Source organism: Microbacterium sp. AC026 (assembly GCF_979258475.1).
On the sequence record NZ_OZ409857.1, the window covers coordinates 3,396,536 to 3,409,743 of the forward strand.

At 67.3% G+C, this 13,208-nt stretch carries 15 protein-coding genes; 4 read left to right on the top strand and 11 right to left on the bottom strand.

Annotation, left to right across the window (positions count from 1 at the left end; translation table 11 throughout):
* The first annotated feature begins 162 nt into the window (after positions 1–162).
* Together ACZZ93_RS17220 and ACZZ93_RS17225 are read left to right on the top strand one after the other, a co-directional pair.
* A complete protein-coding gene (locus ACZZ93_RS17220; RefSeq protein WP_463511632.1) occupies positions 163–1,635 on the top strand; it encodes an ABC transporter permease in 1,473 nt (490 codons plus the stop codon).
* 40 nt (positions 1,636–1,675) lie between these two features.
* Positions 1,676–2,401, top strand: a complete 726-nt coding sequence (locus tag ACZZ93_RS17225; RefSeq protein ID WP_463511633.1) for an ABC transporter ATP-binding protein — start codon at positions 1,676–1,678, stop codon at positions 2,399–2,401.
* 56 nt (positions 2,402–2,457) lie between these two features.
* On the opposite strand, the gene gndA is transcribed toward ACZZ93_RS17225, so the two are convergent.
* On the bottom strand, positions 2,458–3,906 hold the full coding sequence (gene gndA / locus ACZZ93_RS17230; RefSeq protein ID WP_463511634.1) for an NADP-dependent phosphogluconate dehydrogenase: 1,449 nt from the start codon (positions 3,904–3,906) through the stop codon (positions 2,458–2,460).
* 97 nt (positions 3,907–4,003) lie between these two features.
* Positions 4,004–4,129, bottom strand: a complete 126-nt coding sequence (locus ACZZ93_RS17235; RefSeq protein WP_256381367.1) for a hypothetical protein — start codon at positions 4,127–4,129, stop codon at positions 4,004–4,006.
* Positions 4,130–4,351: 222 nt separating this feature from the next.
* Between ACZZ93_RS17235 and ACZZ93_RS17240 the strand changes: the two genes are divergently transcribed.
* Both ACZZ93_RS17240 and pth read left to right on the top strand, forming a co-directional pair.
* The gene (locus tag ACZZ93_RS17240) at positions 4,352–4,960 is read left to right on the top strand and encodes a 50S ribosomal protein L25/general stress protein Ctc (protein ID WP_053097039.1); all 609 of its coding nucleotides are present in this window, start codon (positions 4,352–4,354) and stop codon (positions 4,958–4,960) included.
* A 120-nt stretch (positions 4,961–5,080) separates the two neighbouring features.
* The gene (gene pth, locus ACZZ93_RS17245; RefSeq protein ID WP_053097037.1) at positions 5,081–5,662 is read left to right on the top strand and encodes an aminoacyl-tRNA hydrolase; all 582 of its coding nucleotides are present in this window, start codon (positions 5,081–5,083) and stop codon (positions 5,660–5,662) included.
* A gap of 35 nt (positions 5,663–5,697) precedes the next feature.
* On the opposite strand, the gene ACZZ93_RS17250 is transcribed toward pth, so the two are convergent.
* The 9 genes from ACZZ93_RS17250 to sdhC all read right to left on the bottom strand — a co-directional run bounded on the left by ACZZ93_RS17250 (position 5,698) and on the right by sdhC (position 13,139).
* Complete coding sequence (locus ACZZ93_RS17250; protein WP_463511635.1) at positions 5,698–6,408, bottom strand: hypothetical protein; 711 nt, start codon at positions 6,406–6,408, stop codon at positions 5,698–5,700.
* Between the two features lie 24 nt (positions 6,409–6,432).
* Positions 6,433–7,437, bottom strand: coding sequence for a tryptophan--tRNA ligase (gene trpS / locus ACZZ93_RS17255; protein ID WP_072591541.1), 1,005 nt, complete (start codon positions 7,435–7,437; stop codon positions 6,433–6,435).
* 77 nt (positions 7,438–7,514) lie between these two features.
* Positions 7,515–8,357: an exodeoxyribonuclease III gene (locus tag ACZZ93_RS17260; RefSeq protein WP_053097033.1), complete on the bottom strand. Its 843-nt coding sequence runs from the start codon at positions 8,355–8,357 to the stop codon at positions 7,515–7,517.
* Positions 8,358–8,366: 9 nt separating this feature from the next.
* On the bottom strand, positions 8,367–9,095 hold the full coding sequence (locus ACZZ93_RS17265) for a YihY/virulence factor BrkB family protein (protein ID WP_463511636.1): 729 nt from the start codon (positions 9,093–9,095) through the stop codon (positions 8,367–8,369).
* Positions 9,092–9,568: a YhjD/YihY/BrkB family envelope integrity protein gene (locus ACZZ93_RS17270; protein WP_463511637.1), complete on the bottom strand. Its 477-nt coding sequence runs from the start codon at positions 9,566–9,568 to the stop codon at positions 9,092–9,094. Before ACZZ93_RS17270 ends, ACZZ93_RS17265 begins: the two co-directional genes overlap by 4 nt.
* A gap of 77 nt (positions 9,569–9,645) precedes the next feature.
* Entirely contained in the window at positions 9,646–10,413 is a 768-nt protein-coding gene (locus ACZZ93_RS17275) for a succinate dehydrogenase iron-sulfur subunit (protein WP_053097029.1), read from the bottom strand.
* A 2-nt stretch (positions 10,414–10,415) separates the two neighbouring features.
* On the bottom strand, positions 10,416–12,242 hold the full coding sequence (sdhA, locus tag ACZZ93_RS17280; protein WP_053097027.1) for a succinate dehydrogenase flavoprotein subunit: 1,827 nt from the start codon (positions 12,240–12,242) through the stop codon (positions 10,416–10,418).
* 19 nt (positions 12,243–12,261) lie between these two features.
* A complete protein-coding gene (locus ACZZ93_RS17285; protein ID WP_053097025.1) occupies positions 12,262–12,705 on the bottom strand; it encodes a succinate dehydrogenase hydrophobic membrane anchor subunit in 444 nt (147 codons plus the stop codon).
* Positions 12,705–13,139: a succinate dehydrogenase, cytochrome b556 subunit gene (gene sdhC / locus ACZZ93_RS17290; RefSeq protein ID WP_463511638.1), complete on the bottom strand. Its 435-nt coding sequence runs from the start codon at positions 13,137–13,139 to the stop codon at positions 12,705–12,707. Before sdhC ends, ACZZ93_RS17285 begins: the two co-directional genes overlap by 1 nt.
* Positions 13,140–13,208: the final 69 nt, after the last annotated feature.

A 13,208-nucleotide genomic window follows, 5' to 3' on the forward strand; every position in this document is an offset into this window, starting at 1 on the left:
AGTACATTCTGCGGAATCACCTATGGGGTTTCTATGGAGTGCGCTATGCGTCGCCTGTGAGAAAGCACCCATAGCCTTCTCATCATCGGTCCCTCGATATCGCAAAAGTCCGGTCTTTAGCGTCGACATCGGCCCCGCGAACGGCGCGGCAGAAGGAGACACATGTACGGGACATATCTACGGCGCGAGTTGGCGGGCCGCAAGAAGCAGACCATGATCGTCGCGATCGGACTCGCGATCGCGATCGCCCTGGTGATCATCGTGAACGCCCTCACGGCAGGAGTTCGGGATGCGCAGGCGCAGGCGCTGGAATCGGTGTACGGCGTGGGCACCGACCTCACGGTCACCGGTGCCGCGGCGGAACCGGGGGAGGGCGGCGGGCAGCGCTTCGACTTCGGCTCGGAGGACGGCGCGACCGAGGGCGACACGACCACACTGAGCCAGTCGACTCTCATGACGGACTTCATGCGCGGCACGCTCGACGCGTCCGTGCTCGACACGGTGACCTCGACGGATGGGGTGACGGCGGCATCCGGTGCTCTCAGCCTCACGAACTCGACCTTCTCGGGCGAGCTGCCCAGCGGCGGGTTCGGTGAGCAGGACGCCACGACAGAGAGCACTGCGCCGACCGAGGGTCAGGCGCCGCCGCAAGGCGGAGCGGGTGGCGCGGGTGGCGGCTCGTTCGGCGTCGATTCATTCACCGTGCTCGGCATCGACCCGGCCGTGACGTCAGTGGGTCCGCTCGCCTCGGTCGGGGTCAGCGATGGCCGGGCTCTCGACACGGATGACGCCGGGGCACTCGTCGCGCTCGTCGACGCGACCTACGCGACCACGAACGAGATCGCCGTCGGCGACACGATCGACGTCGCAGGCTCCGATGTGGAGATCGTGGGGATCGTGGCTTCCACCGCGGACTCCGCCGACACCGCTGCCGACGTCTATCTGCCCCTCGACACGGCGCAGGATCTCTCCGGCGCCGGAGACGTCGTCTCCACGGTGTACGTGCAGGCCGAGTCCGCATCGTCGATCGACGCGGTGCAGGCGGCCCTCGCAGAAGAGCTGCCCGACGCGACGATCACCTCGCAGTCCGAGCTCGCCGCCACCGTCTCCGGTTCGCTGTCCAGTGCCACGTCGCTGATCACGAACCTCGGCACCTGGCTGTCGATCATCGTGCTCGCCGTGGCCGTGCTGCTCTCGGTGCTGCTGACGCTGTCCGGCGTCTCGCGCCGCACCCGCGAGTTCGGCACGCTCAAGGCGATCGGCTGGTCGAACGGTCGCGTCGTGCGCCAGGTCGCGGGCGAGTCGATGGTCCAGGGACTGATCGGTGGCGTCGTGGGGCTCGCACTCGGCATCGCCGGCATCGTTGTGATCGATCTCGTGAAGCCGACCGTCGCGGCTGCTGCCGCGAGCACTGCGGAAGGTGGCCCCGGCGGGATGGGCGGCGGGCCCACCGGAGGTGGCGACATGTTCCAGACGCAACAGGCGGCCGACATCGTGCTGCACGCACCGTTCACACCGTGGGTGCTGGTCGCCGCGGTCGGCCTCGCCGTGCTCGGCGGTCTCGTGGCAGGAGCATTCGGAGGCTGGCGCGCGGCCCGCCTCAGCCCGGCAGAGGCACTGCGCTCCGTCGCCTGACGGACGCTCGATCACCCATCGCACGACAAGGAGATACGACATGACCATCGCAGACATCGCCCCTTCCGCGAGCGGCACGGATGCCGCGGCGCCGCTGTACCGCGCGCAGGGTGTCACTCGCACGTACACGCAGAAGGGACGCACGGTGAAGGCGCTCACGGGGGTCGACCTCACGATCCTTCCCGGTGAGTTCGTCACCATCCAGGGGCCGACCGGAGGGGGCAAGTCGACTCTCCTGCAGATGCTGGGCGCGCTCGACAAGCCCTCCTCCGGCTCGTTGAAGCTCGGTGACATCGAACTGGCGTCGGCATCCGCGAGGGAGCTCAGCCGCATCCGTGCCCAAGAGATCGGCTTCGTGTTCCAAGGGTTCAATCTCATCCCCACGCTGACGGCGGCCGAGAACGTGGACATGGCCCTCGAGCCCACTGACCTGAGCCGGACCGAACGGACGGGTCGCGTCGCCGGGGCTCTCGCTCACGTCGGGCTCGCCGACCGCGGCGACCACCTGCCCACCGAGCTGTCGGGCGGTCAGCAGCAGCGTGTGGCGATCGCGCGGGCGATCGTGAAGCGACCCCGCGTGCTGCTCGCGGACGAGCCCACAGGCAACCTCGACGAGAGCATGCGCGATGAGATCCTCACGCTGCTCCAGGGGCTGTGCGCGGAAGGGATCACCATGATCGTCGTCACTCACGACTCGGCGGTGGCGCGCCGGGCCACCAGACGCCTTCGGCTGGCGAAGGGCACGGTGCAGGACATCACCCGGTGAGACATGACGAAGGCCCCGGCGGAATCGCCGGGGCCTTCGTCATGTCTGCGACGCGCTCAGTGCGTGTCTTCGGCTTCGATCTCGGTGCGGTCGCCCGACCACTGCGTGTGGAAGGTGCCCGGCTTGTCGATGCGCTTGTAGGTGTGCGCCCCGAAGAAGTCGCGCTGGCCCTGCACGAGGGCTGCGGGGAGGCGGTCGGCGCGGATGCCGTCGTAGTACGACAGTGACGACGAGAACGCCGGAGCCGGGATGCCGGCCTGTGCCGCCGCGACCACGACGCGACGCCACGGCGCCTGAGCGCGCGTGATCGCCTCGGTGAAGTACGGAGCCGTCAGCAGCACGGGAAGACCGGGCTCTGCCGCGTATGCGTCGGCGATGCGGTTGAGGAACTGCGCACGGATGATGCAGCCGCCGCGCCAGATCTTGCTGATGGCGCCCAGGTCGATGTTCCAGCCGTATTCGGCAGCGCCCGCGCGGATCTCGTCGAAGCCCTGCGAGTACGCGACGATCTTCGATGCGTAGAGCGCGAGACGGACGTCCTCGATGAAAGCGGCCTCGTCTGCGACGACGAACTCCTCGTCCGGGCCCGGGAGGGCTCCGGCGACCTCGCGCTGCTCGGGGTGCGACGACAGCGAGCGGGCGAACGTGGCCTCGGCGATGCCGGAGACGGGAACGCCGAGCGACAGCGCGGTCTGGACGGTCCACGCTCCGGTGCCCTTGGCTCCGGCCTGGTCGAGGATGACGTCGACGAGCGGCTTGCCGGTCTCGGCATCTACCTGGCGCAGCACCTCTGCGGTGATCTCGATCAGGTACGACTCGAGCTCGCCCTTGTTCCATTCGGCGAAGATCTCGGCGATCTCGGCGGGCGACTTGCCCGTGCCGCGGCGGATGAGGTCATAGGCCTCGGCGATGAGCTGCATGTCGGCGTACTCGATGCCGTTGTGCACCATCTTGACGAAGTGTCCGGCACCGTCGTGTCCGACGTGCGTGACGCACGGCTCGCCTTCGGCGATCGCGGCGATCGACTTGAGGATCGGGCCGAGGGTGATCCACGACTCGTCCGAGCCGCCGGGCATGATCGACGGGCCCGTGAGTGCGCCCTCCTCGCCGCCCGAGATCCCGGCGCCGACGAAGTTGATTCCGGTCTCACGGACCGCCTTCTCGCGGCGGATCGTGTCGGGGAAGTACGCGTTGCCGCCGTCGACGATGATGTCGCCCGGCTCGAAGACCTCGACCAGCGAGTCGATCACGGCGTCCGTCGGGCCGCCGGCCTTGACCATGATGATCGCGGTGCGCGGCTTCTGCAGCGAGTCGGCGAACTCCTGGTAGGTCTGGGCGGGGATGAAGCCGGCCTCAGGGTGATCGGAGACGAGCGTCGCGGTCTTCTCGTAGCTGCGGTTGAAGATCGCCACCGCGTTGCCCTCGCGGCTGGCGAGGTTGCGGGCGAGGTTCGAACCCATGACGGCGAGTCCGACGACTCCGATGTTCGCTGATGCTTCGGGCACAGATGGCTCCTAGATCGAGAAGAAGGGGATGCTCCCAGATTATCGCGGCGTCCGGGGTGGTGCTCCCGTGTGACGGGTGGTGACGGACGCGAGGAGGTCAGTCCTTGCGGTATCCCGAGCGCCCCAGGGAGAACAGGGCCGCGAAGGTGAAGCCTGCGGCGCACACGGTCATCGCGCCGATGAGCCAGGCGATCGCGTGGGAGAAGAAGACGCCGTCGAGCATGAGAGAACTCCGTGTTCTGCAGAGAGGGGATCGGTGTTCTCAGCCTACCGGCTCATCCGGTACCATGAGAGGAGTACCTCGGCGAGGGATGCTTCTGCGCGTGCGCTGGCATCCGTTATCGACGCGGCGAAGCAAGCCGGTGGCTTTCCTCACGTGTCTGCGTTCGAGAACAATTCCAAGACCACCGCGTAGCTGTCGCTGCGTGCCCCGAAGGAGAACCCCATGTCTGAAGACACCAAGGTCAAGGCCGAGCTCCGCGAGAGCTTCGGCAAGGGCTTCGCCCGTCGTCTGCGCGCCGCAGGCAAGATCCCCGCCGTGATCTACGGCCACGGCACCGACCCGGTGCACGTCGCACTGCCCGGCCACCAGGTCTCGCTGATCATCCGCCGTGCGAACGCTCTGCTCGAGCTCGACATCGACGGCAAGGACCAGCTCGCTCTCGTCAAGGACGTCCAGCGCGACCCGGTGCACCAGATCATCGAGCACATCGACCTGCTCGTCGTCCGCAAGGGCGAGAAGGTCACGATCGACGTTCCCGTCGTCGTCACCGGAGAGTCGGCTCCCGGAACGATCGTCAACCAGGACGCGAACACGCTGTCGATCGAGGCCGAGGCCACGCATCTTCCGCAGAACGTCGAGGTCTCGGTCGAGGGTCTCGAGGACGGCACGCACATCACCGCCGCCGAGGTCAAGCTCCCCAAGGGCTCGACGCTGCTGACCGACCCCGAGGTTCTCGTCGTCGCGATCTCGATCCCGGCCGAGGAGTCGCTCGAAGAGGACGAGGCCGGCGCCGACGAGGCTGCCGCCGAGGAGGCTCCCGCCGCGGAGTGATCTCCGCAGGCGCAGCGCACAGCTGACTGCAACACAGAGGGGGCGCGAGCATATCGCGCCCCCTCTGTCGTATTCTGACCCGGGCACCGCGAAGGGCCCGCATTCCGAGAGGACGACCACATGGCATCCACCTGGCTCGTGGTGGGACTCGGCAACCCCGGCCCCCGATACGCGGATACGCGTCACAACATCGGCCAGATGGTCGTCGATGAGCTCGCATCACGCCGCGGCGAGAACTTTCGGGAGCACAAGGGCGGCGCGCGCGTCGTCGAGACCTGGCTGCGCCCGGGCGGCGACAAGCTCGTGCTCGCCAAGCCGAACACGTTCATGAACGTGTCCGGGACGCCGGTCGCCGCCCTGGCGCGGTTCTACTCGGTGCCGCCGGAGCAGATCATCGTCGTCCACGATGAGCTCGACATCCCGTTCGACACCGTCAAGCTCAAGATCGGCGGAGGCCACGGCGGGCACAACGGCGTCCGAGACATCGCCCGTGCCATCACCACTCCGGATTTCCCGCGGGTGCGGGTCGGCATCGGTCGACCGATGGGGCGCCAGGACCCCGCGGACTGGGTGCTCTCGCCGTTCGGCAAGGACGAGCGCGCGAACCTGCCCATCCTCGTGTCCGACGCGGCGGACGCGGTCGAGCTGCTCGTCGAGGACGGACTGCTCGCCGCTCAGCAGAAGCACCACGCTCCACGGTGAGAGACGGGGCGGTGCACCCGTCGCGTGCCCCGCGGCTACGGCAGGAAGCCGGTCGCCGTTCCCGTCGACAGTGTCACCAGCAGCACGACCCAGAAGATGATCGGGCCGAGCACGGCGACCACGAGGCCGGCGATGCCCGCACCGCGCGCCTGCTTCTTGCGAATGGCGATGATGCCGATGACGATGGCGGCGATGCCGAGGATGGTCCCCGTCCAGAACGAGATCTCCGCCCACAGGACTTGGTCCCTCGCGGGAGAGAGGATCGACAGGAAGTCCGGTGCCGTCGTGTCGAGACCGCCCGGAAGACGACGTCCGATCTCGAAGCCCATGATGCCGGCGACGATCGGTGTGACCACGGCTGCCACGATCGCCAGGACCAGAGCCAGGATGCCGAGCAGCCCTGACTTCTTCTCCGCGATCACCGGTGCCTGGTATGCGCCCGCGGGCGCTGCGTAGCCTCCGACCGGAACCTGATAGGCGCCGGGAGGAGCCGCCTGCGGTGCGGGAGCGCCTTGGTACGAGGGCGGAGCGCCCTGATAGGCCGGGGGAGCGCTCTGGTATGCGGGCGGAGCACCCTGATAGGCCGGGGGAGCGCTCTGGTATGCGGGCGGCGCCGGGGGAGTCGACGAGTACGCAGCGGGCGCTGGCGGCACGGGCGGAGCGAACTGCTGCTGCTCGTCGGCCGATCGGGGCGCGGGAGGCACAGGGGGGACGGCACCGGACGGGGGCTGCTGCGGATCAGTCACGCCCCCATCCTATGGCTGGCCAGGTCAGACGCGACGAAGCAGTCCGACCCGGTCGTAGACCGCTCCGAGAGTGGCGTCGGCGACGGCATCCGCACGTGCGGCGTTCTGCGCGAGGATCCGATCGAGTTCAGCAGGGTCGTCGAGCAGCTCGAGCGCGCGGGCACGCACCGGCTCGAACTCGTTCACGACGACCTCGGCGAGTCCCTTCTTGAAGTCCCCGTAACCGCGGCCCGCGTACTCATCCTCGATCGCCGGAACCTGACGTCCCGACAGCGCGGCGTAGATGGTCAGCAGGTTGGACACGCCGGGCTTGGTGTCGCGGTCGAAGCGCACCGATCCTTCGTTGTCCGTGACGGCCCGCATGATCTTCTTCGCCGACTTCGCCGGGTCGTCGAGCATCCAGAGGACTCCCGCATCGCTCTCGGCGGACTTCGACATCTTCGACGTCGGGTTCTGCAGGTCGTAGATGCGCGCCGTGTCCTTCTGGATCACGGGGCGGGGCACGACGAACGTGTCCCCGAAACGGGAATTGAAGCGCTCGGCGAGGTCGCGGGTCAGCTCGACGTGCTGCTTCTGGTCGTCGCCGACCGGCACGACATCGGTCTGATACAGCAGGATGTCAGCTGCCATCAGCACCGGGTAGGTGAAGAGACCGACGCTGGTGGCATCCGCTCCGTAGCGCGCTGACTTGTCCTTGAACTGCGTCATGCGACCGGCTTCTCCGAAACCGGTGATCGTCGACAGGATCCAGGCCAGCTCGGCGTGCGCGCGGACGTGAGACTGCACGTAGAGCGTCGAGAGGGAGGGCTCGATGCCGGCGGCGATGTACTGAGCAGCGGTGCGGCGGGTCTTCTCGCGCAGCTCGGCGGGATCCTGTGCGACGGTGAGCGCATGCAGATCGACGACGGAGAAGTATGCGTCGTACGAGCTCTGCAGATCCCGCCACTGCAGGAGCGCTCCGATGTAATTGCCGATCTGAAGCGAGTCGGCGGAGGGCTGCATTCCTGAGTAAAGGCGAGGTTTCGTCACGACATCAATCCTAGGCGGCGCCGGTCGTGCCGGACCGCGCGAACCGGGTCCGTCCGAACCCGGGCGCCGCCTGCTGTTCAGTAGGTGTAATCGACGACCACCGGAGCATGGTCGCTCCAGCGCTCGTCATAGGCGGCCGCGCGGGCGACGTGATAGGCAGTGACCCGTTCGGCGAGAGCCGGAGTGGCGAGGTGGTAGTCGATGCGCCACCCGGAATCGTTGTCGAACGCCTGCCCGCGCATCGACCACCAGGTGTACGGCCCCTCGACCTCGCCGTGGAACACCCGGCCCACGTCGACCCAGCCGAGACCGGTGCCGGTCGAGCCGTCGACGCCCTCGACGGTCTCACCCGCCGCTCCGAGGAATCTGTCGAAGTACGCCCGCTCACGGGGCAGGAATCCCGCCTTCTTGCGGTTGCCGCGCCAGTTCTTGATGTCGAGTTCGCGGTGGCCCACGTTCAGGTCCCCGGTGACGAGCGCGAGTGCCCCGTCGTCCGCGCCGAGCTCGGCCAGCCGGGCACCGAACGCGTCGAGGAACTTCCACTTCTCCTCCTGCTTCGGAGTGTCGGCCTCGCCGCTGTGCACGTAAGCGCTCACGACCGTGAGAGGGCGGTCGCCGATGAGGAAGTCCGCTTCGATCCAGCGACCCTTCGAGTCGAAGTCGGCATCGCCGAAGTCGGTGCGCGAGGCGAGAGCCGGCAGCCGGCTGGCGATGGCCACGCCGGCGCGACCCTTGGCGGTCGCCTCGTCGTGCACGAACGTCCATCCGGGCAAGGCCGCTTCGAGATGCTCGTCCTGGCCGCGGACCTCCTGCAGAGTGAGGACGTCGACGTCTGCCGCGTCGAGCCACGCGCTCATGCCGTTGCGAGCCGCCGCTCGGATCCCGTTGACATTGACCGTGGCGATTCGCAGATGAGGCATGGTTCCAGCCTAACGAGCGCCACCGACATCGCGTGTCCGCTGCAGCTCGGCCAGCAGCCGCTGCGCGAGTGGCGACGCGGTGTCGACGGGCGGGGGCGCGGACGCCTCCAGCTCCGCCAGTTCCCGCTCCGCCGCATGCACGGCTCGCCGCGCGCCCCATACGCCGTACCAGGGTGCGGTGTCGCGTGCCGCGTGCGCGTCGCGGACGCGGATGCGGGCGGCCATGAGCAGGGTCTCATGCTCGACGATCCGACGCTCGGCCTCCGACTGAGCCAGCAGCGGCAGATCCCGGTCCTGGGCGGCGACGGCGATCCATGACGATGCCACGAGCATCACCACCCCGTTCACCCGGAACCACAGCAGCAGGCCGATGAAGATCGCGAACGTGGCCAGAAGCGGGTTGGAGGGCGTGTAGCTCAGGAGGAACCCTGCACCGTACTGCAGCACCGTCATCGCGGCGCCGCCGAGGATCGCGCCGGGCCAGATCGTGCGCCAATGGAGCGTCGTCCCCGTGAGGAAGCGCACCATCGCGGCCAGAGCGGCGGACATCAGGACGAACGACACGATGACCGTGCCGATGCGGATGCTGAGGTTCAGCCCGTCGGATCCCGAGTCCCAGCCGAGGAGGCTCAGGAGCCAGCTCAGCATCGCCGCACTGGCGGAGCTGAGGATCGACCCCACGATGAGCGAGACGCCGAAGATCAGCGCGGCGAGAAGATCCCGAGCCTTGAGGATCACGTAACTGCGAGTGTCCGGAGGAGGCCGAAGATGTCCCTCGTGGCGCGACGTGAGAAGGTCACCCACCCGATCGCGGTCCAGATCACCGTGCCGAGGGCGATGAGACCTGTCACTCCCAGGAGGCTGGCCGTGCTCGCGGCGATCTCCTTCACCTGATCCGGGGTGAACACCCCGCCCTGATCGAGGATCAGATTGGGAACGTAGCTGTTGATGATGACGATCAGACCGTCGACCGCCTCCGTGCTGCCACCGAGCCAGATGCCGATGATGGCGAAGGCGAGGTACACAGCCGCGAAGATCGCGAAGAGGGCCTGATAGCTCACCCCGGCAGCGAGAAGGAATCCGTTGTGCTGCAGGAAATGACGCCAGACACGCACGGGGAACAGGCCCAGAGTGCGCTGGGTCAGAGCGGTCGCCCTCTCCACGGCCGCGTCCAGGCGACCGGGCTCGGGGGCGGCGTGGTGTTCGGACACGTCCTCACCCTATCCAAGCGACGAGAACGGGCGGGCACCCATCAGGGTGCCCGCCCGTTCTCAGGTCGGCGACGGTGTCAGGGACGACCGCGCAGGACCGCCTGCTTGACCTCGGCGATGGCCTTCGTGACCTCGATGCCGCGGGGGCACGCCTCGGAGCAGTTGAAGGTCGTGCGGCAGCGCCAGACGCCCTCCTTGTCGTTGAGGATGTCGAGACGGACCGCAGCGTTGTCGTCGCGGGAGTCGAAGATGAACCGATGCGCATTCACGATCGCCGCCGGTCCGAAGTACTGTCCGTCGGTCCAGAAGACCGGGCACGACGAGGTGCATGCGGCGCACAGGATGCACTTGGTGGTGTCATCGAAGATCTCGCGATCGGCGATGCTCTGGACGCGCTCCTTGCCCTTTTCGGGCACCGAGTTCGCGACGAGGAACGGCTGCACCTCGCGGTACGACGCGAAGAAAGGCTCCATGTCGACGACGAGGTCCTTCTCGAGAGGCAGACCCTTGATCGCCTCGACGTAGATCGGCTTCGAGATGTCGAGATCCTTGATCAGCGTCTTGCAGGCGAGGCGGTTACGGCCGTTGATGCGCATGGCGTCGGAGCCGCAGATGCCGTGGGCGCACGAGCGCCGGAACGTCAGCGACCCGTCGACCTCCCACTTGATCTTGTGCAGTGCGTCGAGGACGCGGTCCGTGGAGTAGAGCTCCACGTCGTAGTCGACCCAGTGCGGCTCGGAGTCGATCTCCGGATCGAACCGGCGGATGTTGAACGTGACGATGAAGGACTGGATGCCCGTCTCCTCCGTCGTGTCCGCGGGAGCTTCGGCGATGGCGTTCGACATGCTCAGTACTTCCTCTCCATCGGCGGGTAGTTCAACTCGCCCTGCTCGTTCTTCGTGAAGACGACCGGCTTCCAGTCGAGCTTGATGTGATCGCTCGGAGTGGAGGAGTGCGGGTCACCCGTCAGGTAGGCCATCGTGTGCTGCATGTACTTCTCGTCGTCACGCGTGGGGAAGTCGTCGCGCATGTGGCCGCCACGGCTCTCCTCACGGTTCTGGGCCGCGTAGACGACGACCTCCGCGATGTCGAGGAGGAAGCCGAGCTCGACAGCCTCGAGCAGGTCGGTGTTGAACCGCTTGCCCTTGTCGTCGACGTGCACGTTCTTGTAGCGATCGCGCAGCTCGGCGATCACGCCGAGGACGTGCTCGAGCGAGTCGTGCGTGCGGAACACCTGCGCGCCCTTGTCCATCTCGTCCTGGAGCGCCTTGCGCAGGACGGCGATGCGCTCGGTTCCCTGGTTGTTGCGCAGGCCCTCGAGCATGTCGGAGACGAATGCTGCGGGGTTCTCGGGCAGCGGCACGAACTCGGCGGTCTTGACGTACTCCACCGCGTTGCGTCCTGCGCGCTTGCCGAACACGTTGATGTCGAGCAGCGAGTTGGTTCCGAGCCGGTTGGCGCCGTGCACCGAGACGCACGCGCATTCGCCGGCCGCGTAGAGGCCGGGCACGACGGTGGTGTTGTCGGCGAGCACCTCGGCGGCGTTGTTGGTGGGGATGCCGCCCATCGCGTAGTGCGCGGTCGGCATGACCGGAACCGGCTCCACGACCGGGTCGACGCCGAGGTACGTGCGTGCGAACTCGGTGATGTCGGGCAGTTTGGTCTCGAGGACCTCTGCGCCGAGGTGGGTGCAGTCGAGCAGCACGTAGTCCTTGTGCGGGCCGGCACCGCGGCCCTCCGCGACCTCCTGGACCATGCAGCGCGCGACGATGTCACGAGGCGCGAGGTCCTTGATGGTCGGAGCGTAGCGCTCCATGAAGCGCTCGCCCGATGCGTTGCGCAGGATCGCGCCCTCGCCTCGCGCTCCCTCGGTGAGGAGGATGCCGAGGCCGGCGAGACCTGTCGGGTGGAACTGGAAGAACTCGAGGTCCTCGAGGGGGAGGCCCTTGCGCCAGACGATGCCGACTCCGTCACCCGTCAGGGTGTGGGCGTTGGAGGTCGTCTTGAAGATCTTGCCGAAGCCGCCGGTCGCGAAGATCACGGCCTTGGCCTGGAACACGTGCAGCTCGCCCGTCGAGAGGTCGTAGGCGACGACGCCTGAGACCTGGGTCTTGCCGTCGGCATCCTTCACCGTGAGCAGATCGAGCACGTAGAACTCGTTGAAGAAGTTGATGCCGAGCTTGACGCAGTTCTGGAAGAGCGTCTGCAGGATCATGTGGCCGGTGCGGTCAGCGGCGTAGCACGCCCGGCGCACCGGGGTCTTGCCGTGCTCGGCGGTGTGGCCGCCGAATCGACGCTGATCGATCTTGCCCTCGGGCGTGCGGTTGAAGGGGAGACCCATGTTCTCGAGGTCGATGACCGCGTCGATCGCCTCCTTGGCGAGGATCTCCGCCGCATCCTGGTCGACGAGGTAGTCGCCGCCCTTGACCGTGTCGAAGGTGTGCCACTCCCAGCTGTCCTCCTCGACGTTGGCCAGCGCCGCCGCCATGCCGCCCTGCGCCGCACCCGTGTGCGAGCGAGTGGGGTAGAGCTTGGAGATGACCGCGGTCTTCGCGCCGGAGCCGGCCTCGATGGCCGCTCGCATGCCGGCGCCGCCGGCGCCCACGATGACGATGTCGAACTGGTGGTAATGCACGCCGTCGCGCACGACGGAATCCTGGGTCTCGGTAGTCACTTCTCGTATGCCTTCTCTTCTACTTGCCCAGCGTCTGGCACTGTTCCCACAGTGTGCTCGACTCGGTCACGCCGAGGCACGGGTCGAAGGTGAAGACGACCAGGGTGCCGAGGATGATGAGCAGCGCCGCGGCCAGGCCGAGGGCCCAGGTCAGCGCCTTGCGAGCGGTGTTGTTCGTCACGTAGTCGTTGACGATCGTGCGCATGCCGTTGGCGCCGTGGATCAGTGCCAGCCACAGCATCAGGACGTCCCACCACTGCCAGAACGGCGTGGCGAACTTGCCCGCGATGAACGCGAAGTCGAGGGCATGGATGCCCTCGCCGACCATCAGGTTGATGAAGAGGTGGCCGAAGATCAGCACGACGAGCACGACGCCCGAGGCGCGCATGAACACCCAGCCCCACTTCTCGAGGTTGAAGCCGCGCTGACGGCGGATGGGCGCGGCGACGGTCTGAGCGGCCATCAGTGTCCTCCTCCGAAGCCGGCGAACGCGAGCATCAGGTGACGCGGCACGAAGCCGGCCATGATGATGCCCCAGACGAGGATCACGCCCCAGAACAGCTGACGCTGGTACTTCGCGCCCTTCGACCAGAAGTCGACGGCGATGATGCGGAGGCCGTTCATCGCGTGGAACACGATGCCTGCGACCAGCACGACCTCGCCGAGGGCCATGATCGGGTTCTTGTAGGTTCCGATGACCGCGTTGTAGGCCTCGGGCGACACCCTGATGAGTGCAGTGTCGAGCACATGCACCAACAGGAAGAAGAAGATGGCGACTCCGGTGATGCGGTGAAGCACCCACGACCACATGCCCTCGCGACCCCGGTAGAGGGTGCCGCGCGGCGTCTTGGAAGTGGTTTCCGAAATCGACGGTGTCAAGCGAGCGCTTGTGGACACGGTCGTCCTCCCTGGATCGATGTGACTCGGTCGCGTGCGATGCGTCTTCCAAGCGTGAGCCTGCTGTCG

Bases quoted from the DNA above. Each gene is read 5' to 3' on its own strand.
- ACZZ93_RS17220 (WP_463511632.1), top strand. From the start codon at position 163: ATGTACGGGACATATCTACGGCGCGAGTTGGCGGGCCGCAAGAAGCAG.
- ACZZ93_RS17225 (WP_463511633.1), top strand. From the start codon at position 1,676: ATGACCATCGCAGACATCGCCCCTTCCGCGAGCGGCACGGATGCCGCG.
- ACZZ93_RS17235 (WP_256381367.1), bottom strand. From the start codon at position 4,129: ATGCTCGACGGCGTCTTCTTCTCCCACGCGATCGCCTGGCTCATCGGC.
- ACZZ93_RS17240 (WP_053097039.1), top strand. From the start codon at position 4,352: ATGTCTGAAGACACCAAGGTCAAGGCCGAGCTCCGCGAGAGCTTCGGC.
- pth (WP_053097037.1), top strand. From the start codon at position 5,081: ATGGCATCCACCTGGCTCGTGGTGGGACTCGGCAACCCCGGCCCCCGA.
- ACZZ93_RS17260 (WP_053097033.1), bottom strand. From the start codon at position 8,357: ATGCCTCATCTGCGAATCGCCACGGTCAATGTCAACGGGATCCGAGCG.
- ACZZ93_RS17275 (WP_053097029.1), bottom strand. From the start codon at position 10,413: ATGTCGAACGCCATCGCCGAAGCTCCCGCGGACACGACGGAGGAGACG.
- ACZZ93_RS17285 (WP_053097025.1), bottom strand. From the start codon at position 12,705: ATGGCCGCTCAGACCGTCGCCGCGCCCATCCGCCGTCAGCGCGGCTTC.